Genomic DNA, 24,199 nt, shown 5'->3' on the forward strand with positions numbered 1-24,199 from the left:
CAACAGCCGCTTCGCTATGCAAGAAATATATATTTTGCTTTTAAAGAGAAATAATGGAGATCTTTTCCATCATAAGTGATTCTGATTTCAGAACTGTACTAGGGAGAGCTAGGATTGAATTATCGGCTGGACAGTTAACTCACGTACTTAGGCACACCTTTGCTTCTCATTTTGAGATGAATGACGACAATATATGAATGTTGCAAAAAAACTCGGTCATACCAATATAAAAATGACGATGAGATACGCTTATTGTGCACCTAATAATCTTGAAGAAGCGTTAAAGTTAAAGCTATTAAATTATTATGGTGAAAAAGATGACAAAAAATGATGAACCCCTTAATGAACATTTGAGAACATACCTTGAGTATTATACTGGCTTAACAAATCCCAAGTATGCTGTGCTAGTTGATGGTGAGTGGGGGGTAGGTAAAACCCATCTTATCAATGAAATTTTCAAAGAAAAACCAAACGATTATGTAAGTCTATTTGGATTAACAACAATACCAGAAGTACACTCAGCAGTTTTTGTTAAAATGTATCCCAATAGATCTCGGATTAGGAAATTCTTCAACTGGTTTGGAAACTCCAGTATGAAAGCTAATGACTTAACACTCGCATTAGGACCATTAGTCGGAAACATAGCAAATGCTCTTATAAAAGAAAAAGTTGATAACTCCAAATCAATCATTTTTGATGATTTGGAAAGGTGTAAAATAGATCAGGAAGATATATTTGGTGCAATAAATAAATACATCGAACACCATCAATGCAAAGTGATTGTAATTGCGCATGATAAAAAATTACAGGAAGGTTTGACAGATAAAAAAGAGAAAATCTTCGGGCAAATTCTAAAAGTCTCACCAGATATTCAGGACGCCTTTAATCAATTTATCAAAAGAAGCAAGGCACCAAAAGCTTTTGAAAGGGTTAAAGACATTATTTATAAATCTTTTATTGCTTCGCAATGTAAATCATTAAGAGTATTAGATTACGTAATTAATGATTGTGCAAGATTCCTACCTTGTATTCCTGAATCCTTATATAATGATAAAAGATTACTGTCAGAATTATTTACCTTATTTACCGCAATAGATATAAACTTTAGGCTAGGCCAACTAAGAGATAAAGACATTGAATCAAGAAACTCTATTTATTATTACATGAATAAGGACAAAAATACAGAAGACATATTTGATACAATAAAAGAGAATTATAAAAAAAACGAAGTCCTCTTAAATATTGAAAGTGATTTGATTTCAAATGAAATTTTAATCAATACGATTATTAATGGCGTATATATTAAAGAGCAAATCCATGACTGCATAAGTAAAAGTCGTCATTTTATGAAACCAGAGAGCTATGGACCTTGGTTTACTATCTTGAGCTTCGATTCATGCAAAACGGAAGAGGTAGATAAAGCGTTAGAAGAACTTTATGCTCGCTTTGAGAATATGCAGTAAGTCGAAAACGGTGAAATCCAGCATTCCATTAATGTATTGTTTTTATTATCAGATGCTCAACATATTGATAAAAGTTTTGATGAAATATATTCATTTTTTTTAGATTACGTTAAAAAATTACAATCTAATGATAAATTCCTACCTGCTGATCTCTTCACAGAATATGATCCAATTCGTGATTCAGCTTATGGATATGGATTTTGGATAAATGATTCTTATAGACAATACTCAGCGAAATTGTACAAGATATTAATGGAGCATAGACAAATATCCTTAAGAAAAAAAATATCCACTTTTTAGAGGTGAGCTGAAAATAAATTTAAAGGAAGATACCGGAAAGTTTTGTGAACAAATTTCTAGAAATGGCCTCAGAGAGATAAATATATATGGTTATATTCCGATTTTGGCAAGTTTCAAACCTCATGAATTTGTTGATCTCTGGCTTAGTATTGATATGTCAAAATGGCATAGTGTTTGAACAGCCTTAATAAATCGATTCTCTGGCGGATCATTGCATGGTGATTTAGAGGACGAGGGAAGATGGCTAAAGTTTGTCAAAATGAATCTTAGATATCGCGCATCTAAGGGAACTGGTATCGACAAGTTGAGAATTTCAAGATTGTTGATGGGGCTGTAAATTAGGTCCCTCTTAAAAAATGTCGCAAAGTGTTGAAGCGACTTCCTGAGACTCGTTTATTAAATCAAGGTGACAGGTAGGCACTGATCGGGTTAGTCGTCTTCTTGCTCACAGAAGTCTGATGAATTGTTGCGAGTTGTATGTCAGAGTTGGATATCACTTATATCAAGATATGTTTATTGACGGAGAATAATTTTGAATCTGCGCAAAGATGGATATCCACAAGGTCCGTTGGTACGGACTGTATGGGAGTGCTGTGATGAACTTTATGAGAAACTAGGCCGAGCCCCCTCCCGCCAGGAATTTAATGACGAAATTGGTAAACGTGAACCACATCGCATAGGTGTTAGTACACATTCTCGCCAATGGGGAGAGTGGATGCGCCATCATAATTTCTCAACATTTGTTGCTAGTGAGCCGGGTATCATCCCTGAAGAAATGCACTATCCACAATACCTACGTGTATGGTATGCCGTGACACAACTCGGTTCCGCCTCTGCTGCAAATATTGTTAAGTGGATCCGTAACAGCAACGCCACTCTGAAAGAAACCGAGATTCGCATTCAATTGGATGCATTAACTGTTAATAGCAATTCACGGTATCGATATCTTGGTAGCCGTAAAAACGCACGTACTGACCAAGGCAATCCATACGACGTGTTGTTTCGTACAGGAAACCTACGAAATACACGGTATGAACTGTATATCCAAGAACTGCACGGTATATGGGATATTGGTGATGATGGGAAAACGCCAGTTCAGATTGCTGTCCCAAGGCCATATGATCGGTTAGTACTTGAAATGAAGGATGAATTATTCACGGAGTCGCCGGAGGATGAAGACGACATCCGTCTAAAGGCTTTACGTGAAGTTATTATTCGGGAAGGACAACCCGCATTTAGAAGAAAACTAATCGAAGCTTATGACGGCAGATGTGCGGTAACAGGTTGTTCTATCCAGGTGTTACTAGAGGCTGCTCATATAACACCTTATGCCGGTTCCTGGCATACCCGCGCCCAGCATGGTTTATTATTGAAAACAGATATTCATACTTTATTTGATCGTGGTTTGCTCTGGATTGATGACGAACTAAAAATAAGGATATCAGAACAGCTAACTGGGGCGGAATATGCAGAGTTAGATGGCAGGTACTTAAGATTACCAAAAGATAAGAAAGACTGGCCGTTAATCACTCATTTGCAAAATCATCGGCAATATTGGAGTGATAAATATAATGAGGGTTGATGCACTTAATCCAGAAACGTACCTTCCTCGCTCCTTGCGGAATTGATGGAATTAAATCAAGTCCACTCTTGGTTAAGAGTGGACTATAAACATGATAATTGCTTAATTAAATATAAAATTTGTGAGATTGTTTTTTAACTATGTATGATAAAATTTAGCGAGCTCACTTCATTCAAATCAAATTTTTTAGTAAACCTTTTCCATCTTTCGACAAGAGCTCCGTGGTTAATTTTATAGGTTACATGTAGCTTTTTACCATGATATCTTACGTACTCTTTATCTTTGATCTGTGGGGCGAAGTAAATTACGAAGGAATCCGGTTCGATTGCAAATAGGTCCAGATCGTAAAGAGTATGCATATCACAACGCAACAATAGTCCATTACTTACATGATTATGTGTATCGTTTTTGTATGCAGTGATATGTGCCGCTTCGAGGATATCAACGATTCCACAGCCACTTACTGCACATTTTGCTTCTTGATTTAACAAATTGTCACGGAAACTTTTTTGCCCGCGCCTTTGCTTAATTTGCCGTAGAACCGCCTTACGCTGATCATCTACATCGAAGGGAGTATCATCAGTGTCTGCTTCAGAAGGCTTCAACTGAATGATGCCATTGAATAGGCTACTCGCCCATTCAAAATCAATTTCTTGAATTGAACTTTGAACGTTGTAACGCGGGGTATGAGATATTAAATCCATCAGGGAGATAGAAGTAATGGGTATAAAGTTTTGCTTATACTCAGCTTTAAATTTGAGTGCCGGCACGTTTTCTACTTTAGGCTGCTCAAATTCATGATCATTGCTGCATCGCCACTTTGGATTTTTTGATTTTCGAAGGGTCAACTTTGCTGGTGTGCAATTCTCATATGGGCATCGGTTACGAGATTTTAGATACGAGGTACATGTTAAATTATCTATAACTGATATTCCCAGAACGTTATTCCTATCAGTTACTATGACAATATCACCTTTTTTGACTTGCTTATGATTTGGGACAAAGTTGTCATATTGGTAAAAACTAGTTGAGTCATCGTGATAACCATTATTCCCAAAGTACCGGAGATCATCATTACCTATTGCTTTAAAAGACCATGCTTTCTGATTCATCCGTTTGATTCCATCATAAAAATTACAATTGAATCATAAAGCAATTATGGAGTGTTGAAAACAAGGTGTACAGTTTATGATCTTCTGTAGCACTTCAACTATAGATGATAGCTTCTAATGTCTGCTCCTCGCTCCTAATGGACATTTATCAAACAACGTTGTCCTTTGCATAAGGCCGAAATCCCGCTTCTCACCCAGCAGTATTCCGGCCTCCCATCACCCGCCTCAGTGCGCCGTTATGTAAGGCTCTTTCACAAACTCCGCCAGCAGCCAGACCATATCATGCAGTAGCCCGGTGAGTTCTTTCGCCACGCTCACAGGCAACGTCCCGCCCATCACCGCCAGCGTTAACGCTACGGCATAGTCCACCTGCAACGCCGTATCCTGCCAGCAGTCCGGCACACAGGAGGCGATCTTTTCCCCTGCGATCAGCTGTTCAACCAGATACGAAGGCAGTTCGGCATCGCAGCATTCCCGCAGCCGCTTCAGCGCTGCCAGCAGTTGCATACAGAGCGTGGCAAATTTCACCGCATCGTCCGTGTCCACCAGTACGCTCACGTATGCCGCACAGGTGTCAGCCAGTTCAAAGAGATCCGCAGAATAGGGAAGTTGCAGATGAAGAAGGTGATGAAGAGCGCTTTCTTCAGCGTGTACGTATGAAAATCCAGGGGTAGTCGCCATTTAGCATCCTCGTTGTCCAAAAAATGTCATGTTATGCTAACGGGTTCCTACGCCCGGTTACGGATGTTCCGCAACGCAGGCACTTTACGACCGTGAAGAAGGGATGAAAAGGGATAACCCTGAATTACATAAGGTTGCTTGCAGGTTTGCGAGGCGGCTTCCAGAAGGGGATTGCCGCGTGGCGGCTACGCCCGACCCGGCCTCCAAAACCACCGCGATACGACCCGTAGGCCCGCGCAAGCGCAGCGCCGCCGGGCCCAGTTTGCACTGTGATTACGTCTTACGCAGACCTTTTCATTTTGAGCATCCCTTCTAATAACGTCTGCGTGGCGCGGGAGGATTTTCCCGCCTGTGAACAAAACACCCCAAACTCCCGGCACAGTGAAAGCGTAGACATTTTGTAGTACATGGTAGACCTCAAGCCAGAACGATGTCTGGCACCGCGACCAGCCATCCGGGCGTTTAAATGGTTAAAATAAATAATAATAATCATTGCGCAATAAATTTCGCTGTGTCTTAATAGCGTCATCGGTTTGGAATACAGACCTTATGAAAGCAGTTTTAGTAAAGCAGTCCTCAGTTCAGGTGTTATCAGTAGATACTCCTTCTTCGTGAGCCTCCTCCTAAGTGCCAAATAAGTAACTCTCGAAATACAGGCCATCATCGCCGCGCTTATGTGGCTCATAAATTAAGGATTTATCTATGTCTAATAAAATGACTGGTTTAGTAAAATGGTTCAACGCAGATAAAGGTTTCGGCTTTATCACCCCTGACGACGGCAGCAAAGATGTATTCGTACACTTCTCTGCAATTCAGAGCGACAACTTCAAAACGCTTGATGAAGGTCAGAAAGTTTCCTTTACCATTGAGAATGGCGCAAAAGGTCCAGCAGCTGGAAACGTTTCTCCACTGTAACCCGCGCTAAATATCAGTGCGGCGTACGATAGCGATGAAGACAATAGTCCGAGCAGTTAAGCTGTACTGATAAAAATTAACCCGCACCTGTGCGGGTTTTTTATTTTTAAAGGGTAATGGTACTGAGTTTTATATGGCAGCCTGCCCATACTCCCTTCAAATTCAGCCTCAAAAACTGCTTCGCAATAAATTGAGCATCAATACAGTCCGCAGTTTCTGAAAAGGTTCATCCCTGCTCCCGTTCCCCCTCGCTCATCATCGCCAGAAACCGTTTCACCGTCCGTGAGCGTTCAAAGCGCCGCCAGCAGAGCGCGATATCGGTATAAAGCTCCGGTGAGCTCAGCGCGTGGTAGGTGACATTCGGCGGAGAAATAGCGGCCATCGATTTCGGCACCAGCGCGAACCCGCCGCCAGCGGAGACCATGCTCAGAGAAGAGGAAAGTTGTGAAGATTGCAGCGTGTGTTGCATATCGACTCCGGCCCGCTCGCAGCTGCCGTAAACGCGGTCATACAGTCCCGGCGCGACCTCCTGGGGGAACAGCACCACCGGTGTATCCCGAAGCTGCTCTAACGCCAGCGAATCGCACGCAGCCAGAGGATGATCGCGATGCAACGCCACCACCATCGGCTCCCGGTCGAGGATTTTCAACTCGAACACCTTGCTGCTTTCGCACGGCAGGCGCACAAAGGCGATATCCAGTTCACCCTCCGCCAGCATTGTCGTCAGCGAAGACATATTGGCTTCCACCTGGTGAACCTGCACCGCCATGTTCTGCACCTGAAACTGACGAATCAGCGCGAAAATTTTGGGATGAAAGGCGTCGGAGCTGGTGATGCCAATCGACAGGCTGCCGTTCAGGCCGCGCGCGATGCCCCGGGCTTTCTCCAGCGCGGCGTCGCTCAGCGCCAGGATCTTACAGGCGTCCTCATAGAAGGCTTCTCCCGCCTCGGTCAGCTCCACGCCCCGCGTCAGGCGCCTGAACAGCGGTGTGCCCACTTCCTCCTCAAGCCGTTTAATCTGCTGGCTCAGTGGAGGCTGTGAAATACCCAGCGCTTTGGCCGCCCTGGTGAAGTGTCGCTCGCGTGCAACCGCGACAAAATAGCGCAGATAACGAAGTTCCATATCAAAAACGTCTCAAACCAGCATGGATTCTATATTGGAACTCTCTGCTGAATCGGGTCAACATTTATTTAACCTTTATAAATAAAGTTGAAGAGGACGGGCATGATGATGCATTCATCTGCATGCGACTGTGAGGCGAGTTTATGCGAGACCCTGCGTGGGTTCTCGGCTCAGCATCCTGACAGCGTGATCTATCAGACATCGCTAATGAGCGCCCTGCTAAGCGGCGTCTACGAAGGGGAGACGACGATCGCCGACCTGCTGGCACACGGTGATTTTGGTCTCGGCACCTTTAACGAGCTGGACGGTGAAATGATTGCCTTCAGCAGCCAGGTGTACCAGCTGCGCGCCGACGGCAGCGCCCGCGCCGCTAAGCCGGAGCAAAAAACGCCGTTCGCGGTGATGACCTGGTTCCAGCCGCAGTACCGCAAAACCTTTAACGGTCCGGTCAGCCGTCAGCAGATCCACGACGTGATCGACCAGCAGATCCCCTCCGATAACCTGTTCTGCGCGCTGCGCATCGATGGCAACTTCCGCCATGCGCATACCCGCACCGTTCCGCGCCAGACGCCGCCGTACCGGGCAATGACCGACGTGCTGGACGACCAGCCGGTGTTCCGCTTTAACCAGCGCGAGGGCGTTCTGGTCGGGTTCCGCACCCCGCAGCATATGCAGGGCATCAACGTGGCGGGCTATCACGAGCACTTTATCACCGACGACCGTCAGGGCGGGGGACATCTGCTCGACTATCAGCTGGAGAGCGGCGTGCTCACCTTTGGCGAAATCCACAAGCTGATGATTGACCTGCCCGCCGACAGCGCGTTTTTACAGGCCAACCTGCACCCCAGCAACCTTGATGCGGCTATCCGCGCCGTCGAAAACTAACAGGAGAACTATCGTGAACAGTGAGAAACAGTCACGTCAGTGGGCGCACGGCGCCGATATGGTTGTCGGCCAGCTGGAAGCGCAGGGTGTGAAGCAGGTGTTCGGGATCCCGGGCGCGAAGATCGACAAGGTCTTTGACTCTCTGCTGGACTCCTCCATCGAGATTATCCCGGTGCGTCACGAGGCCAACGCGGCGTTTATGGCGGCAGCGGTAGGGCGGTTAACCGGCAAGGCCGGAGTCGCGCTGGTCACCTCCGGGCCGGGCTGCTCCAATCTGATCACCGGCATCGCCACCGCCAACAGCGAAGGCGACCCGGTCGTCGCGCTGGGCGGGGCGGTGAAGCGGGCGGATAAAGCCAAGCTGGTGCACCAGAGCATGGACACTGTCGCCATGTTCAGCCCGGTGACCAAATACGCCGTTGAAGTGAATTCACCGGACGCGATTGCCGAGGTGGTATCGAACGCGTTTCGCGCCGCCGAGCAGGGCAGGCCGGGGGGCGCGTTCGTCAGCCTGCCGCAGGATATTGTTGACCAGCCCGCCACGGGGGCAATTTTACCCGCCAGCGGCCCGGCGCTGATGGGCCCGGCACCGGAATCCGCCATTAACGACGTGGCGAAGCTTATCGAAAACGCCAAAAATCCAGTCATTTTGCTCGGCCTGATGGCCAGCCAGCCCGCGAACAGCGCCGCGCTGCGCACGCTGCTGGAGAAAAGCCGCATTCCGGTGACCAGCACCTATCAGGCCGCCGGGGCGGTGAACCAGGAGCACTTCACCCGCTTCGCCGGACGCGTCGGCCTCTTTAACAACCAGGCGGGCGACCGGCTGCTGCATCTGGCGGACCTGATTATCTGCATCGGCTACAGCCCGGTGGAGTACGAGCCGTCCATGTGGAACAGCGGCGATGCCACGCTGGTGCACATTGACGTGCTGCCCGCCTATGAGGAGCGCAAGTATGTTCCCGATCTGGAACTGGTCGGGGATATTGCCGCCACGCTGAATCTGCTTGCCAGCCGAATTGAGCACAAACTTGAACTCAGCCAGCGCGCCTCGGAAATTCTTGTCGATCGCCAGCATCAGCGTGACCTCCTCGACCGTCGCGGCGCATCGCTAAACCAGTTTGCCCTGCATCCGCTGCGCATCGTGCGCGCCATGCAGGACATCGTGAATAACGACGTAACGCTCACCGTCGACATGGGCAGCTTCCACATCTGGATCGCCCGCTACCTCTACAGCTTCCGCGCGCGTCAGGTGATGATCTCCAACGGTCAGCAGACCATGGGCGTGGCGCTGCCGTGGGCGATTGGCGCGTGGCTGGTCAACCCGGGGCGCAAGGTGGTGTCGGTCTCCGGGGACGGCGGATTTTTGCAGTCGAGCATGGAGCTGGAAACCGCTGTGCGCCTCAATGCCAACGTGCTGCACATCATCTGGGTGGATAACGCCTACAACATGGTGGCGATCCAGGAAGAGAAAAAATACCAGCGTCTCTCCGGCGTGGAGTTTGGCCCGGTCGATTTTAAAGCCTATACCGACGCCTTCGGTGCGAAAGGCTTTGCCGTCGAGAGCGCCGACGCGCTCGAACCGACGCTGCGTGCCGCAATGGATGTCGATGGCCCGGCCGTGGTGGCCATTCCCGTCGACTACAGCGATAACCCGCTGCTGATGGGCCAGCTCCATCTCAGCCAGATTTTGTGAATCAATATAAGGACAGAGAAATGCAAAAAGTGGCTCTCGTAACCGGCTCCGGCCAGGGGATTGGCAAAGCGATCGCGCTTCGTCTGGTGAAGGATGGTTTTGCCGTCGCTATCGCCGATTACAACGAAGAGACGGCGAAAGCGGTTGCCGAAGAAATCACCCGCAGCGGCGGGAAGGCTGTCGCTGTGAAGGTGGACGTCTCTGACCGCGAGCAGGTGTTTGCGGCGGTGGAGAAAGCCCGCACCGAACTGGGCGGCTTCAACGTTATAGTCAACAATGCCGGGGTCGCGCCGTCCACGCCGATCGAATCCATCACGCCGGAAATTGTCGACAAGGTCTACAACATCAACGTGAAAGGGGTGATCTGGGGCATTCAGGCCGCGATTGACGCGTTTCGTAAAGAGGGGCACGGCGGTAAAATCATCAACGCCTGCTCCCAGGCGGGCCATACCGGCAACCCGGAACTGGCGGTGTACAGCTCCAGCAAGTTCGCGGTGCGTGGCTTAACCCAGACCGCCGCGCGGGATCTCGCGCCGCTGGGGATCACCGTTAACGCCTATTGCCCGGGCATCGTCAAAACGCCGATGTGGGCGGAAATCGACCGTCAGGTCTCCGAGGCGGCGGGTAAACCGCTCGGCTACGGAACGGAAACCTTTGCCAAACGCATCACGCTTGGCCGTTTGTCCGAACCGGAAGATGTGGCCGCCTGCGTCTCTTACCTCGCCGGACCAGACTCCGACTACATGACCGGTCAGTCGCTGCTGATTGATGGTGGGATGGTGTTCAACTAAATTCTAATAAGCTCTGACATGAACTTTCCCCTGCTCCCGTGCAGGGGCTTTTTTTTGTCTCCTCAGCCATTGTGCATTACACTGCGCGCTGCAAAACTTTAGTCATTACGATCTGACAGGCGGTAACAGCGATGAACGGTACAATCACAACGTGGTTTAAAGATAAAGGCTTCGGATTTATCAAAGATGAAAACGGCGACAACCGCTATTTTCACGTGATTAAGGTCGCCAACCCTGATCTGATTAAGAAAGATGCGGCGGTGACCTTCGAACCCACCACAAACACCAAAGGCCTTTCCGCGTATGCGGTGAAGGTGATCCCGGAGAGCAAGCATCTTTATATCGCGGGCGAGCGCGTGAAGCTCACCTCGATCAAATCCTTCGTGGTGTTCAGCGAAGAAGAGCCCGTTGAGACCAAAATCGACAAAGAGAACGCGGTGCTGTCGGTGGGGCTACTGATGAACAGCATCAAGCCGAAAAGTGAGAAAAAACCGGGCGAGATGCGCACGGTGAAGAAGCTGGCGATCACCACCTTCCAGAACACGACGATGATCTTCACCGAAGATGAAATCGACATCGACGCGACGGTTAAGCTGCTGAAGTAATTTTATGCCGGGTGGCGGCTACGCGTTACCCGGCCTGCACGTTCTTCCTTTTCGACCGCTTTTTAACCTGCTATAACAAACTCCTTACCTTGCAGGGAGTCACCGCCGTGCCCGAAATCAATCAACATGGTCAAACCGTTAACGATATCGTCCCCGACTGGAAATGTGCCCGAGCGCTAACTCGCACGCCGCTAACCGGCCAGTATTGTCGTCTGGAACCGTTGGACGCAGAACGCCACGCGGCGGATCTGTTTGAAGCTTACGCACTGGGCGATGACAGCGACTGGACGTGGCTTGCCAGCACCCAGCCTGTGAGCGTTGAGGCTACTGCGCACTGGGTGCTCGGAAAGGTGCTGGATGACGACCTGGTGCCCTTTGCCGTTATCGATCTGCGCACCGAAAAGGCGGTAGGGCTGGTGAGCTATATGGCGATTGAACGCTTTCTGGGATCGGTGGAAATTGGCCACGTCACCTGGTCGCGCAAGATGAAAGGCACCCGCATTGGCACCGAAGCGGTGTGGCTACTGCTGAAAAACGCCTTTGAGCATAAATATCGTCGGCTGGAGTGGAAATGCGATTCGATGAACACCGCCTCACGCCGCGCGGCGGAGCGGCTGGGGTTCGTCTGGGAGGGACGTCTGCGCCAGAAGCTGGTGCGCAAAGGACGCAACCGCGACAGCGATATGCTTTCGATTATTGACGGCGAGTGGCCGCAAAGGGACACGGAGCTGCGCGCCTGGCTGGCGGCGGAGAATTTTGACGCGGAAGGGCGGCAGATTAAGCGGTTAGAGGAATTTCGCTAGATAGGCGTTGCGGGCAGAGTGCATTATGGCAACTCTGCCCACGAACGTTATTTCTCGATCATCTGAATAATTTGATTGCGGTTGATAGCATGTTCATTACCAGCAACATCCTCATAAGTTATAAGACCGTTATCATCATCCACTTCCGGTTTTCCATGGGTAATAATCATTTCCCCATTTTTCTTTTGTAATACATAGTCGCTGGAGCACCCTGCAACCGTGAGGGTCATCAGTGCCAGACTCATTATTGCAACCAATTTTTTCATCTTAATGCCTATACCTTAAAAGACCACTTTGGGCCAAATGACGTTACTGAAAAGTCCTTCATTTAAAGGGAGATATCAATAACACTGCATATATTAAAAACATGAACAATAGCGTCATAATCACAACGCGACGTTCGAGTGGCGTAACGATTGAATTAGATTCTTCATCTGGTTTTGTTGACATAATTATCTCTCAATTAACCTGCGAGCGTACCCGACACTTTTAATGGCAGACGATAGTGATGTGCCATACATAAGAAGTTATCGACATTTGCTGAACCTCTGTTCCAGTCGTACTCCATGTTGAGTAATTTGTATTTTCCTGTACCAAAAAGGTGATAGGGGAGTAATTCCACACCCTGAAAATTCTTTTTTCCTTGTGTGAGTGCAGAAATGAGCGCCAGTAATTTATCAGCCTGATCCGGTGCATCGTTAAAATGCGGGATCACGGGGATACGGATAATAATCTGTTGCCCTCCCTGTAATAGCCGTGCAAGATTCCGCAGAATCGTTTTATTACTGACACCAGTAAAACGGGTATGCAGCGCATCTTCCGCGCTCTTTAAATCGTACAGAATCAGATTGCAGCCCGCCGTTGCCTGATGAATAGCGTGCCAGGAAGCGTAGCCAGCGGTTTCAATGGCGGTGTGAATATCCTCCGCTCTGAGCTGTTCAATTAAAACGCGAGCAAATTCAGGCTGCATTGCCACCTCGCCGCCACTGAGCGTCACACCGCCTCCGGACTGGCGAAACCAGATTTCATCAGCCATGACCCTTTCAAATGCGTTTTGTGCGCTAACATGTTCTCCGACAATATTGAGCGCGGAGGCAGGACAACGCGCTTCACATAATTGACAGCCAACGCATTTGCGGTCACGTTCAAGAACATGCACATCGTGATTCATGCTGTGGAGCCCCGTCGGGCACAGGTCGGCGCAGTTGCCACAATGCAGACAGCGGTCGGCATGGAAAAAAACATCCCGTTCGGCAGTTTGTCCTTCCGGATTTGCGCACCAGGCACAGCGCATCTGGCAGCCTTTAAAAAAGATAATGCTGCGGATACCCGGCCCGTCATGTAACGAAAATCGCTGAATGTTTGAGATCCAGCCATATGCCTGTTCAGAAGTGCCGCTGCGTCGTTCTGCTGATGATCTCATCCTGCACCTCTTTACTTAATTCAACGAAAAAGGCGCTGTAGCCCGCCACCCGGATCATCAGGTTGCGATAGTCGGCGGGATGTTGCTGTGCCTTTTTCAATGTTTCGTCGTCCACGTAGCTGAACTGGAGCTGAGCATTTCCCAGAATGCTCGCCGTACGCAGCAGGTGGATCAGGCTGTTCTGACCCTCAGGTGTTTCAAGCATGCCGAACATGAGCTTGATGTTATGCACCATGCCAATATCCATCTCTTCGACGTTGATCCGACTAACAGAGTTGATTATTGCAGTAGGTCCGAGGTAATCCGTTTGCTGAGCCGGGCTGATGCCATCAGCCAGCGGCTTACCCGCCAGTCGGCCAGAGGGCAGCGCACCGGTGATAAGCCCAAACGGGGTGTTGTTTGAAATAGAGAGTGTGCCGAACGCAAACGGCGCATACAGCATCCGGTACTGGCGGTGCTCCTGCTCAAGAAAACGCACCAGCTCGCGGGCGATATCATCCACCTCACGAATATCATTGCCATATTTCGGTGCTCGCTGGCAGGCAGTAAGTATTTCCCGATAGCCGACAAAATTATGTTCGAGAGCCTCCACGAGCTGCCGCAGCGTGAAGCGAGCGGTGTCGAAAACCAGCGTCCTGATGGCCATCAGCGAATTTACACAATCAGCAAGCCCGGTCCAGATGAGACCTGGCCCCGCGTTGAGGCGCGCGCCTCCCTGCGTGACATCTTTAGCTGTGGCAATACATCCCTCAATCAGGCATGACATCAGGGGTTTTCGGGCATGTTCCGCATGTAGCTTTTGTACGATCAGCGTCGCCTCTGCGGCTTTTCTGACGATAGCAGAGAGCTGAGTCCGAACCGCGGATTCAACGTCTTCATAGCAACTGAACTGAGATACATCGCCAGTGGCGGGGCCGCACTGCTTGCCATTTTGGGTTCGACCATTATGCAAAGCCAGCTCGATAGCCGCAGTAAAGGTGGTATAGCCTACCGACGTCCACTGGTACATTTTCCCTGATTTTTGGGGCTCGACGCAGCCCATCAGACAGTAGTCCCGGGCATCTTCATAGCTAAACCCTTTATGAAGCATCATCCGGATATGCGCATCGTCGAAATGACAGGCTGGAAAACCCATGCCACTGCGTACCACGTCGACGACTTTGCGCATAAACGGCTGGGGGGACTGATTATGTATACGTACTGCTAAACCCGGCTGGTAGATTTTTAAACGGGCTGAACAATCCATTATCATCAGCGTCAGCGGGTTGGTTGCATCGCCACCTTCACGTTTCTGGCCGCCCACCACGAGGTTGATAAACGGCTGGTAGCCAGCAAAATACATGGCTGTAGATTCGCTACAAATCCACAGGGTTTCGGCCATTTTTATGAGCCAGCAGCAGAGGAGTTCCTCAGCCTGTTGAAGATTGAGCGTGCCGTCGTTCAGATCGCGTTCCAGCAGTGGCCAAAGATATTGGTCGACGCGGCCGAGTGATATGCCGGTCTGATTTTCTTCCAGCATAAAGAGAGAATGCACGAACCATATCGCCTGCAACGCATCATGGAAATGCTGTGGTGGCTGTTCAGGCACACGGCTGCATATCCCGGACAGTTGCAGCAGCTCATCGCGACGCAGCGGATCGCCTTCTTTTTCCGCAAGCGCATTCAGATAGTGAGCATAACGTCGGGCATAAGTCACCACCCCGTCACAGGTATGCAGCATGGCGGTATAAAAATTAAAGGCATCACAGCCCTCGGGGGTAGCAGGATCAAGCGCGAGCAGCAGTGCTGCCGCTTCTTCACGGATCCCCTTTATTCCTTTGATTAGTAAAATATTGTCATAACCCGGACAGGAATCGCCGCCACCGTTTTGCGTTTTGATCGTGACATCGCAGATGCCATCATCATGACACCACTGCCATAGGCCGTGAGTCTTTAACTGCGTTTGCGCCATTTCATCGAGGGAACGGCCCTGCCAGTATGGGAATACTTCTTCGCGAAGCAGACGCTTTGTTTTCTCATCAATCTGATAAGGATCCTGCGCTCGCGTGGGAAGGGTTTCCAGCTCTTCGGCCAGCCAGCGCCAACTGATTTCAGGCGAAACTTCTCCCCCGCGTGCGCCGCCAGCCGGATGGCTGACGATCAGTTCATTTTGCGCCACATGCAGAGGCGCAGTCTCACAGGTACGCCGAAAGGCCAGGGCCCTGAGCAGACTGTTGTTCATTCCCGGATTGTCTTTATAGACCTGGGTTACGCTCATGGCCCGATGTGCCGAGACGAAAGGTTTTGCCTGAAGATAGGCTTCACGAAGCTGCACCAAGCGCAAGGAAAGTATCTCTGTTGTCATGCCGTTTCTCCTGTTAAAAGGCGATGATCGCCAGCCCGGTCACGATGCAGCCAATCCCGATCTTTTCCAGAATGCTGCTTTTTAATCGATAAAATAAGCTGCTCATCACGGTAATCAGTACAATCCCCAGCCCCGCCCAGATGGAGTAAGCAATGACTGGCAAAATATACCCCATAAGCATTGATAAAGAATAAAAAGAAATAACGTAGCAAATCAGGCAATGAATTGTTAATGGAATATTTTTAAAATGTCTGGTCTCAGGGAGTAATAGCGTGCCAGTGACTTCCATGGTGACAGAAATAATCAGCCAACAAAGGCAGTTCAGTATGATATACATGTTTTATTACGGTGTTATTTGTTTTGCTTGATCGCCAGGTTGAGTGTGATTGTTCCAGCGATAACCATCCCCAAACCCAGCCATGCCCTCTGCGATACAATATAGTCAAAAAAGCGGGATTGTATAACGGTAATGCTGAATAAGCCGACCGCTGACCAGATAGCGTAGGCCACGCCGAGATGAATTCGGCGTAATGCAATCGATAAAAAATAATAACTTATGCCATAGCTTATTATCGCTGACAGTCCCACAACGGGGCGCTGAAAACTGTTTGATAGCGATAACAAGGTTGTGGCGATAACTTCAATGGATACTGCAACCATGAGTGCAGCAAAGCTTTTCGTTAACGTCATTAATAAATCTCACACTATTTAATAAAATATAAAGCGTGTTTATTAGTATAATAATGCAGAGTCGTAACCCGACTGAACAATTCCGCTCACGTTTACGCAACACATCCTTGTGCTTACAGAATAAAGACTCCTTCAATCATCAGGCACGCTTTGCCCGAAAGTTCGATACGTCCGTTATCTTTAACAAAGCAAATCAGTTCGCCTTTACGGCTCCCGCCCTGTTGCGCGTGTAATCTCTTTTTCGACAGTTTTTCACTCCAAAGCGGTGCCAGAAAGGTATGAGCCGAACCTGTCACCGGATCTTCATTTACCCCCACCTGCGGGCCGAACCAGCGGGAGCGAAAATCAAAAGTGCTTGAGGACGCAGTCACCACCACGCCGCGTGTGTTAAACCTTGCCAGCGCGTTGAAATCAGGCTTCAGGGCATCCAGCTTGTCTTCATCATCGATGACGACAATAAGGTCGGACGCCTGCCAGACTTCTACGTCGTTTTCCTCCAGACCCAGGGCCTTAAGCAATCCTTCCGGCGCGGCAATTCGGGATGGGAGCACCTGGGGGAAATCGAGCGTATATTGCTCACCATGCGAGGTCACGGTCAGTTCGCCGCTGCGGGTGAAAAAATGCACGCATTCGCCGGCGTCGTCACGGCTTAAGAGAACGCTCGCGGCAGCAAGCGTCGCATGGCCGCAGAGATCCACTTCCACTGCAGGGGTGAACCAGCGAAGCGCGAAGCCGCCATCCTGTTGAACCACAAATGCGGTCTCGGAAAGGTTGTTTTCCGTCGCGATATGCTGGAGCACTTTTTGTTCCGGCCAGGCGTCCAGCAGGCAGACGGCCGCGGGATTACCCGTAAAGGGGCCGTCAGAAAAGGCGTCAACCTGGTAAAACGGAATGCGCCGGGGACTGTTATTTTTCACCCATCACCTCAAGATCGTTATACACCGTATAGCGGGTTACGCCCAGGGCCTGCGCCGCGTGCTGGACGCCGCCCCGCATTTTGAAAATGCCTTTAGCGTGCATTTCAGCGACTATTTTAAGCCGCTGCGCTTTCTGTACCTTTTTGCCCGGAACCGAATGTTTATCGATGATTTCCTGGATTGACTGCTCAATGATGCCGCCCAGGTTCATATCCTGCGGGTCTGAATCGGCAAGCGGGCTGCCTGTTATTGCGTCGAGGCACTTGCGCATTTGCTCATAAGGAGAGGTATCGATATTGATGCAAAAAGCCATCAACGGTACCCCTTCCTCGCTGTAGTAAATTGTCGAGGCGCTGTTCAGGATCCGTCCGGACGCCGTAGTGGTTTTATAATTTTTAACCGTAACCGGGGTGCTGTCCTTATTGTTTTTAAGCAGCAGAGCGAATCCTTTGTCTTTTTCAGGACCAGATAAAAGATTGTCGCCCGCTTTTCTGCCGCTGACGTGCCCATTAATGATTTTTACCACGGACTGCTCTGGCGTGGTGAGGTTATGCAGGACTATCTCCTGGTTCGCTGACAACGTACCTGCGAGTGCTTCCATTGCCGCTTCCAGCGGCCCGGAAATCAGTTCAATCTGTTTGGCGTAATCTGATTTCATCGTTTTTCCTTTATGTTCGGCATGGTCAAAGGTCCTGTATAAAACCTCGCTTACATTCTTTAGCTGGCCTTTTCTGCCCTGGCGAGAGTCCTGGTAGCGTTAAAGTATATTGATAATGTTTAATTATCAACAAAAAGTTGATAAAAGGGGCAGGGGCGCGTAGATTTTATGTCATGCAATGTGATTAAAAATAACGTAACAGTATAATATTTAAGGAATAAAATGAAATTTTTGACTGTGATTGTGGCTATAACACTCCTGACGGCATGCCAGCTGGTACGCCCTTTTGGCGATGCTACCACCTATAAACCATTTACCGTTTCAGCGCATCCCGGACTGGAGGGACGGTATCACTGTATGCGAAGCACGCTTGACGCTGAAGGCTACGAAGTGGAATACATCTTCCCGGAACGCGATACGCCTAACTTTTTTGATATCTCCAGAGAGCACAGGCTGATTGCCCAGGTCGATATGTATCATACCACCGGGGCAAACTTTCTGGATATTACGCTTATCTCCGGTTCGAAACAGACCAATGAAGATCTTGCCCGTGTCATAGCCCATTGTGTCAGCAGATGATCAACCAGAACGAAAAACATGCGAGGCGCAGGACAGGGACGCCTTGATCCTGCTTGCAATCATACCCCCTAATTTCAACAAAAAGTTGATTATCTAGCTTTACGTTGATAGTGTAGTTCTACTGGCTGTCGTCAAGGGGGTTATATGAACGTTGATCGTAAAAAAAACACTGAATGGGGCAAGTGGACGGAGCGAGGCCTGGTCTTCACCGTCATTATGTTTTGCATCATTAACTATGCTTATCAACTCTTCCGCATATTTTCTGCTTGAAGCCGTCTGTTTTCGTTGTGAAAGCTACGAAAAATACAAAGCCCTTACCCTGACAAAAATTTATTAAAGATCCTGAGTGCTGAGGCTCATTTGCGTTTCTGGCATAAAACTCTAAAAAGAATAAATTTTTAGACAAAAAAACTCACAAACTGAATGGTTATTACAATTCAACATTATCATTTATAAACTGTGGAATTATAGATGGGAGTGGTTTTTTAATTTGCATTGGTGGTCGTAAATAGTCTTTTTAACTACTTTTTTGCATTTTGTGTGGTTAAAGAGGTTGGCTTTTTCACTGATTGACACATTTATCGTTACTAAACACAATATAACCTCACATTACCAATGGTATTAATCCTGAAGTCATTATCAGGGAGGTGTAGGTATAGAAAAGAATAAGGAACTTGTCGCCTGTCAGGCTGCGTATAGCGGGTATATTGTGGAATTTAATAATGGGTCCCGTCTCTGGATAAATCGGGAAACATTGCTGGTCGGATGGTTCGACAATCCGCAGGTGCCTCAAAAGGGAAGGATGCGCTTTCAGAAGACAAAGATGAATCTCTTTGCTTATCTTCTTGAACATGCTGTTCGAAAAGAGGTCAGCCGTGATGAAATATTACATCAGGTATGGGAAAAATATGGCCTTAAGTCATCCAGCAGACAACTTTGGCATGCAATTGGCCAGCTTAAACTGAGTCTGTTTACGCTAGGTATTCCTTACGAATTTATTCAGTCGAATAAAGGTAAGACCTATTCACTGGAAAAAATAAAGGTTTTCTTTATTACGCAATCCGATATTAATGATGATGCATATTAATAATTTTTAAGATGTTAACTCTTTTAGATGAGATATATACATATGTCTGAATATATTAAAGTATTTCTGGCGTTATGCTCTTTTGTTTTCACTGGTACGCTCGCCCATGCGGCCAGTTCAGGTACGATCACCTTTACCGGTTCGGTGAACAGTGAAACCTGTGCGGCGGTGGTAAATAACGGTAATGCAGATGCGACAGTAACATTACCCGCCGTACCAACATCAGCATTAAGTGCGGCAGGAGCGACAGCGGGGGCAACCACATTTACGATTAATTTAACGGGCTGTGATGCAGCAAATACCAAAACCCGCGCATACTTTGAAGCAGGGGGACAGGTTAACAGTACCGGACGTTTAAATAACTCGAATACTGCCGGGGCGACAAACGTTGAGCTGGAGCTCCTTGATGTGGATGACAACAGCTCCGTTATTGTTGCCGGTGATTATGCTTCACAGTCTACCTCCGGAACTACAGTGGATGCCTCGTCCGGTACTGGTACGCTGAATTATGCCGTCCGTTATTATGCTACCGGTGCGGCGACATCCGGTGCAGTAGCCAGCTCAGTGACGTACAGTATTATTTATCTCTAATCTTTTTGCTCGATACGGATATAACAATAATTAAACAGGGAGAGTGTTCTTCTTGAGGTCTGTCGTCGGCCTGAGGAATCAGGCCGTTTTTTTCCAAAATGGAGCAGTATGAAATTTAAAATTTTCTGTACGTTTATATCACTCTGTTTTTTTAGCCATCTCACTGTGGCCGCTGTCTCGCTTTCCGGAACGCGAGTAATTTATCCGCAGGGTAAAAAAGAGATTTCGCTGGAGATTAAAAATCACGGTCCCCAACCGGTATTGACTCAAAACTGGATTGATGACGGAAATATTCATGCGTCACCCGATATACTGAATATACCTTTTGTCATTACGCCACCCATTGCCAGAATTAATCCTGAACAGGGGCAAACGTTGCGCATTTCTGTTCTGGAGAACATGCTGCCGCGGGATAAGGAATCTGTTTTTTGGGTAAACGTGCTGGAAATTCCTGCCGTCAATAAAATGGCGGAAAATAAACTTCAGATGGCTTTCCGTACGCGCATTAAATTATTTTATCGGCCGGAAGGACTCGCAGGGCAACCGGAGTCAGCAGCGCAGCAACTCACCTGGAGACGAATATCCTCCACACAGCTTGAAGCGGTAAATAATACCCCATGGAACGTATCCCTTGCCGGGGTAGTTTCCGGCCGCTGGAAGGCTATGGGGGATTTAGTGCCCGCTTACGGTAAAAAAAATTTCACGGTTAAACGCGGATCTTCTCTGTCATCTAATGGCGACATAACCTGGACGTACATCAACGATTATGGAGCTGAACGTTCCGCAAGAGGTCGCTTGAATAATTAATTCACAGGACTGGAATGCTATGAAAAAGGGATTATCGGTATGGCCTGCGCTTTCAACCGTGGCTTATGGGGTTTTCTCTGCACTGTTTTACGCTTTCGGAGTTCATGCTGATGATGACATACAGTTTGACAGTAATTTTTTGCGCATCTCCCATCCTGAAAACGTTGATCTCTCGGCTTATATGAATAATGCGATGCCTGCCGGCAGATACCGGGCCGATATCTATCTGAACGATAAGCTTGTCATGATCGATGATATTCGCATCAGCGGAAAAGATGCCCGCTCTCAGCGCATTTTGCTATCGCAGGCGACCGTCACAGGATTGCAGTTAAAAAAAAGCAGGCTGTGCGCCAGTAATGCCGGGCAGTGGTGCGATCTCCAGGCCGTCCTGCCAGAAAGCCAGCTGAAATTTAACGGAGGCAGACAGCGCCTTGATGTCAGTATCCCCCAGGCCATGTTGCAGCATGTCGCACGCGGCAGCGTGAGCCCGGTGCTCTGGGATGCTGGGATCCCCGCGCTGCTGCTGGGGTATAACGTGAATGGCTATCGCAGCGAAAATAGCAGTGGGGAATATAACAACCTCTACGCGGCGCTGAACGGCGGGCTGAATATCGGTGCCTGGTATTTTCGGCATAACGGGACGTTAAGCTGGCAGCAGCAGAATGGTACGCAGCAGAAAAAATATACGGTGCTTAACAGCTACGTCCAGCATCCGCTGGCGAGGATTGAAGGGAACCTGATTCTGGGTGAATCAAACACCTCCGGACAGTTATTTGACTCCGTGTCATTTACCGGCGCATCGGTAGCCAGTGATGACCGGATGCTGCCCGCTTCGCGTCGGGGCTATGCGCCGGAGATCCGCGGGGTCGCGCAAACCAGCGCGAAAGTGACGATCCGTCAGAACGGAAAAGTCATTTATGAAACAACAGTATCGCCCGGGGCATTTGTTATCAACGATCTCTATCCGAGCGGGTATGGCGGCGATCTGAACGTTACGGTGCTGGAGGCTGACGGATCGCAGCATTTTTTTGACGTCCCCTATGCATCGGTTGCACAGCTGCTCCGCCCGGGAACAAGCCGTTACAGCGCGACGGCGGGCAGGCTGAGGGGAGACTATCTCAGCGAGCGCCCGGCATTTAGTGAAGTGACGTATCAGCGGGGGCTGACAAATAGCGTCACCGGTTCTGGGGGCATTCAAGCCACGTCATTTTATCAGGCTATGCAGGCAGGCCTTGCTGTGGGAACACCTGTCGGAGCAGTGTCTCTCGATACCACATGGTCGCAAACCCGGCTAAGAGAAAAAACACTCCGGGGAGAAAGCATCAGGCTGAGCTACAGCAAATATATTCCCGCAAGCCGGACGCAGTTTTCACTGGCCACCTGGCGATACTCAACGGGGAATTATCTTTCTCTGATGGATGCCACCCTGCTACATCAGCAGCGGCCTGATGAGATAACAGACGGTCAAACCGGTAGAACCCGTAACCGGGTGACGCTGACCCTCAACCAGGGGCTGCCTGACAAGTGGGGACAGCTTTATGTGACGGGCATTCTTCAGGACTACTGGGGGCGGAAAGGCTATGACCAGCAGTATCAGGCGGGCTATACCCTGACAACGGGCAGGGTGAACTGGAGCCTGGGTGTCAACCGAAGCCGCTCGGCGGGGGGAGAATTTCAGAATATCTGGACGTTGAGTTTTAACATGCCTTTGGGTAGCGCCAGCACACCGCTGCTTACCGGGCAGGTGTCGCGAGACGGGCAAGGACATTTCAGCGAGCAGGTTGCGCTTTCCGGCAGCGCCGGCGAGCGACAGCAGTTCAGCTGGAATGCCGGGGCGTCGCATCAGTATCACTCAGGGGATTCCGGGCAAATAGGCGGGAGCTGGACCGGGCCAGTTTCTACCCTTACAGCAAACTATGCTCAGGGGAAAGCATGGAAGAGTGGCTCAGTGGGGGTGAGCGGTACGGCCGTCGCGCATTCCGGCGGGGTCACTTTCTCACCCTGGACAGGCAACACCTTTGCGCTGGTTGAGGCGAAGGGTGCGGAAGGTGCTGAAATTCCCGGCTATGCCGGAACGCGCGTGGATGGATTGGGCTATGCGTTGGTACCAAACCTGATGCCCTATCAGAAAAATGCCGTATCGATAGATACCACCTCGGTAGAGGATGATCTCGATCTCGACAGCACCAGCAAGCAAGTGATCCCATACGCTGGCGCCGTAGTGAAAGTGAAATATCGCGCCACTGAGGGCGTACCGGTACTGATAAAAGTACGCAGGAGTAACGGTGAGGGTGTGCCTTTTTCTGCTCGTGCGACAGATGCCAGCAATAATATCGTGGGGTATGTGGGGCAGGGGGGCCGCCTGTATGCCCGTCTGGCGCAGCAAAGTGGGATACTGGAGCTACGCTGGGCTGAAGGCGAAGGGTCACGCTGCAAAATGAAGTATTCACTTCCGTCCACATCGGGAAAAAAATTGCTCATCTTCGATTCAATTTGTAATTAATACGACGTAAAAACGTCAGGAAGCTAATGAAAGTTTTAGTCTGTGTATTTACTGATAATGAGTTTTTATTTTCAGCAATGGTGGAATTGCTCTCCTCCCATCCGCTTTTAGCGGAAAAATATGGACTACGCAAAATCCGTTCAGATGAAATTGTAGCGTGGATGCGTACGGCAGATAGCCAGAATATGATAATGGCCGGGCCTGACATGGAGCCTCTGGTCAGGGCTTTTTGCCTTGATAAACAGTTGGATTATTTTACGACCAGATTTAATGCCAGTGAAATACAGAGTTTTCTGGTTCAGGGTACAATTCGACATCATGAGAGAAGGACGAATCTTGTTCGGGCAAGGAAAACCATGAGGCTTTCGAAACAGGAGTTAAGGGTGATGTCATGGTTTATGCTCGGATTATCTCCTCATAGCATGTCAAGATATTATGGTTTATCGATTAAAACGATCAGTACCTATAAGAGGCGCCTGATGGATAAGCTTTGCATTAAATCCGATGCCGAGCTTTTTAAGGTGGGGGTCACCTATCAAACGTATCGCAATCATTTTAGTTAAATGAAGAGGGTAACGGCCTTGCGTAATAAGCGTAACGATGCAGGAGTAGTTAAATGGGCATTATTGTATAAAGGAAGTAGGTGG

24 protein-coding genes and 1 pseudogene are annotated in these 24,199 nt (G+C 49.0%); 15 read left to right on the plus strand and 10 right to left on the minus strand.

What is annotated here, in order from left to right; genetic code table 11:
• Positions 1 to 86: 86 nt before the first annotated feature.
• From ACQG11_RS15910 to ACQG11_RS15920, 3 genes and pseudogenes are all read left to right on the plus strand, one after another.
• Positions 87 to 331, plus strand: a pseudogene (locus ACQG11_RS15910) (tyrosine-type recombinase/integrase); the annotation flags it as partial.
• Positions 318 to 1,463: a P-loop NTPase fold protein gene (locus ACQG11_RS15915; protein ID WP_426728564.1), complete on the plus strand. Its 1,146-nt coding sequence runs from the start codon at positions 318 to 320 to the stop codon at positions 1,461 to 1,463. The pseudogene ACQG11_RS15910 and the gene ACQG11_RS15915, both read left to right, overlap by 14 nt.
• 832 nt (positions 1,464 to 2,295) lie before the next feature.
• Complete coding sequence (locus tag ACQG11_RS15920; protein ID WP_063150386.1) at positions 2,296 to 3,345, plus strand: HNH endonuclease; 1,050 nt, start codon at positions 2,296 to 2,298, stop codon at positions 3,343 to 3,345.
• A gap of 134 nt (positions 3,346 to 3,479) precedes the next feature.
• On the opposite strand, the gene ACQG11_RS15925 is transcribed toward ACQG11_RS15920, so the two are convergent.
• Entirely contained in the window at positions 3,480 to 4,457 is a 978-nt protein-coding gene (locus ACQG11_RS15925) for an HNH endonuclease (protein ID WP_426728565.1), read from the minus strand.
• Positions 4,458 to 4,682: 225 nt separating this feature from the next.
• Complete coding sequence (locus ACQG11_RS15930; protein WP_199159988.1) at positions 4,683 to 5,138, minus strand: hypothetical protein; 456 nt, start codon at positions 5,136 to 5,138, stop codon at positions 4,683 to 4,685.
• A 702-nt stretch (positions 5,139 to 5,840) separates the two neighbouring features.
• Between ACQG11_RS15930 and cspE the strand changes: the two genes are divergently transcribed.
• A complete protein-coding gene (gene cspE / locus ACQG11_RS15935; protein WP_022647355.1) occupies positions 5,841 to 6,053 on the plus strand; it encodes a transcription antiterminator/RNA stability regulator CspE in 213 nt (70 codons plus the stop codon).
• A 226-nt stretch (positions 6,054 to 6,279) separates the two neighbouring features.
• On the opposite strand, the gene ACQG11_RS15940 is transcribed toward cspE, so the two are convergent.
• Positions 6,280 to 7,176 (minus strand): LysR family transcriptional regulator, encoded by an 897-nt coding sequence (locus ACQG11_RS15940; RefSeq protein ID WP_023305644.1) that lies wholly within the window; start codon positions 7,174 to 7,176, stop codon positions 6,280 to 6,282.
• 105 nt (positions 7,177 to 7,281) lie between these two features.
• On the opposite strand from ACQG11_RS15940, the gene budA reads away from it, so the two are divergent.
• The 5 genes from budA to ACQG11_RS15965 all read left to right on the plus strand — a co-directional run bounded on the left by budA (position 7,282) and on the right by ACQG11_RS15965 (position 11,953).
• The gene (gene budA / locus ACQG11_RS15945; protein WP_088581799.1) at positions 7,282 to 8,061 is read left to right on the plus strand and encodes an acetolactate decarboxylase; all 780 of its coding nucleotides are present in this window, start codon (positions 7,282 to 7,284) and stop codon (positions 8,059 to 8,061) included.
• Entirely contained in the window at positions 8,033 to 9,754 is a 1,722-nt protein-coding gene (alsS, locus tag ACQG11_RS15950; RefSeq protein ID WP_426728566.1) for an acetolactate synthase AlsS, read from the plus strand. The genes budA and alsS overlap by 29 nt, the downstream gene beginning before the upstream one ends.
• Positions 9,755 to 9,774: 20 nt before the next feature.
• Positions 9,775 to 10,545: a (S)-acetoin forming diacetyl reductase gene (locus ACQG11_RS15955; protein WP_426728567.1), complete on the plus strand. Its 771-nt coding sequence runs from the start codon at positions 9,775 to 9,777 to the stop codon at positions 10,543 to 10,545.
• Positions 10,546 to 10,676: 131 nt separating this feature from the next.
• Complete coding sequence (locus ACQG11_RS15960) at positions 10,677 to 11,150, plus strand: cold-shock protein (protein ID WP_022647360.1); 474 nt, start codon at positions 10,677 to 10,679, stop codon at positions 11,148 to 11,150.
• A 107-nt stretch (positions 11,151 to 11,257) separates the two neighbouring features.
• Complete coding sequence (locus tag ACQG11_RS15965; protein ID WP_063849601.1) at positions 11,258 to 11,953, plus strand: GNAT family N-acetyltransferase; 696 nt, start codon at positions 11,258 to 11,260, stop codon at positions 11,951 to 11,953.
• 47 nt (positions 11,954 to 12,000) lie between these two features.
• On the opposite strand, the gene ACQG11_RS15970 is transcribed toward ACQG11_RS15965, so the two are convergent.
• The 7 genes from ACQG11_RS15970 to ACQG11_RS16000 form a co-directional block, all read right to left on the minus strand.
• Positions 12,001 to 12,219 (minus strand): YgdI/YgdR family lipoprotein, encoded by a 219-nt coding sequence (locus tag ACQG11_RS15970; RefSeq protein WP_063201161.1) that lies wholly within the window; start codon positions 12,217 to 12,219, stop codon positions 12,001 to 12,003.
• A 197-nt stretch (positions 12,220 to 12,416) separates the two neighbouring features.
• Positions 12,417 to 13,376 carry a glycyl-radical enzyme activating protein gene (locus ACQG11_RS15975; protein WP_367075363.1) on the minus strand — a complete coding sequence of 320 codons (960 nt, stop codon included), beginning with the start codon at positions 13,374 to 13,376 and terminating at the stop codon, positions 12,417 to 12,419.
• Positions 13,339 to 15,720, minus strand: a complete 2,382-nt coding sequence (cutC, locus tag ACQG11_RS15980; protein WP_426728568.1) for a choline trimethylamine-lyase — start codon at positions 15,718 to 15,720, stop codon at positions 13,339 to 13,341. The genes ACQG11_RS15975 and cutC overlap by 38 nt, the downstream gene beginning before the upstream one ends.
• Before the next feature lie 13 nt (positions 15,721 to 15,733).
• Positions 15,734 to 16,057 (minus strand): DMT family transporter, encoded by a 324-nt coding sequence (locus tag ACQG11_RS15985; RefSeq protein ID WP_045623300.1) that lies wholly within the window; start codon positions 16,055 to 16,057, stop codon positions 15,734 to 15,736.
• A gap of 14 nt (positions 16,058 to 16,071) precedes the next feature.
• Positions 16,072 to 16,410, minus strand: coding sequence for a DMT family transporter (locus ACQG11_RS15990; RefSeq protein WP_165716312.1), 339 nt, complete (start codon positions 16,408 to 16,410; stop codon positions 16,072 to 16,074).
• Positions 16,411 to 16,523: 113 nt separating this feature from the next.
• Complete coding sequence (locus tag ACQG11_RS15995) at positions 16,524 to 17,327, minus strand: PhzF family phenazine biosynthesis protein (protein WP_426728569.1); 804 nt, start codon at positions 17,325 to 17,327, stop codon at positions 16,524 to 16,526.
• Positions 17,317 to 17,985, minus strand: a complete 669-nt coding sequence (locus ACQG11_RS16000) for a helix-turn-helix transcriptional regulator (protein WP_058659377.1) — start codon at positions 17,983 to 17,985, stop codon at positions 17,317 to 17,319. Before ACQG11_RS16000 ends, ACQG11_RS15995 begins: the two co-directional genes overlap by 11 nt.
• Positions 17,986 to 18,207: 222 nt before the next feature.
• On the opposite strand from ACQG11_RS16000, the gene ACQG11_RS16005 reads away from it, so the two are divergent.
• The 6 genes from ACQG11_RS16005 to ACQG11_RS16030 all read left to right on the plus strand — a co-directional run bounded on the left by ACQG11_RS16005 (position 18,208) and on the right by ACQG11_RS16030 (position 24,115).
• A complete protein-coding gene (locus ACQG11_RS16005; RefSeq protein WP_045623308.1) occupies positions 18,208 to 18,564 on the plus strand; it encodes a hypothetical protein in 357 nt (118 codons plus the stop codon).
• Positions 18,565 to 19,273: 709 nt separating this feature from the next.
• Entirely contained in the window at positions 19,274 to 19,651 is a 378-nt protein-coding gene (locus ACQG11_RS16010; protein WP_426728570.1) for a hypothetical protein, read from the plus strand.
• Positions 19,652 to 19,693: 42 nt separating this feature from the next.
• Positions 19,694 to 20,242, plus strand: a complete 549-nt coding sequence (locus ACQG11_RS16015; RefSeq protein WP_063201136.1) for a fimbrial protein — start codon at positions 19,694 to 19,696, stop codon at positions 20,240 to 20,242.
• 108 nt (positions 20,243 to 20,350) lie between these two features.
• On the plus strand, positions 20,351 to 21,049 hold the full coding sequence (locus ACQG11_RS16020; RefSeq protein ID WP_426728571.1) for a fimbrial biogenesis chaperone: 699 nt from the start codon (positions 20,351 to 20,353) through the stop codon (positions 21,047 to 21,049).
• Positions 21,050 to 21,068: 19 nt separating this feature from the next.
• Entirely contained in the window at positions 21,069 to 23,552 is a 2,484-nt protein-coding gene (locus ACQG11_RS16025; protein ID WP_063201130.1) for a fimbria/pilus outer membrane usher protein, read from the plus strand.
• Between the two features lie 26 nt (positions 23,553 to 23,578).
• The gene (locus ACQG11_RS16030; protein ID WP_063201127.1) at positions 23,579 to 24,115 is read left to right on the plus strand and encodes a LuxR family transcriptional regulator; all 537 of its coding nucleotides are present in this window, start codon (positions 23,579 to 23,581) and stop codon (positions 24,113 to 24,115) included.
• Positions 24,116 to 24,199 lie beyond the last annotated feature (84 nt).

It is taken from the genome of Enterobacter cloacae complex sp. 372C4 (assembly GCF_050030615.1).
Classification (GTDB): domain Bacteria; phylum Pseudomonadota; class Gammaproteobacteria; order Enterobacterales; family Enterobacteriaceae; genus Enterobacter; species Enterobacter intestinihominis.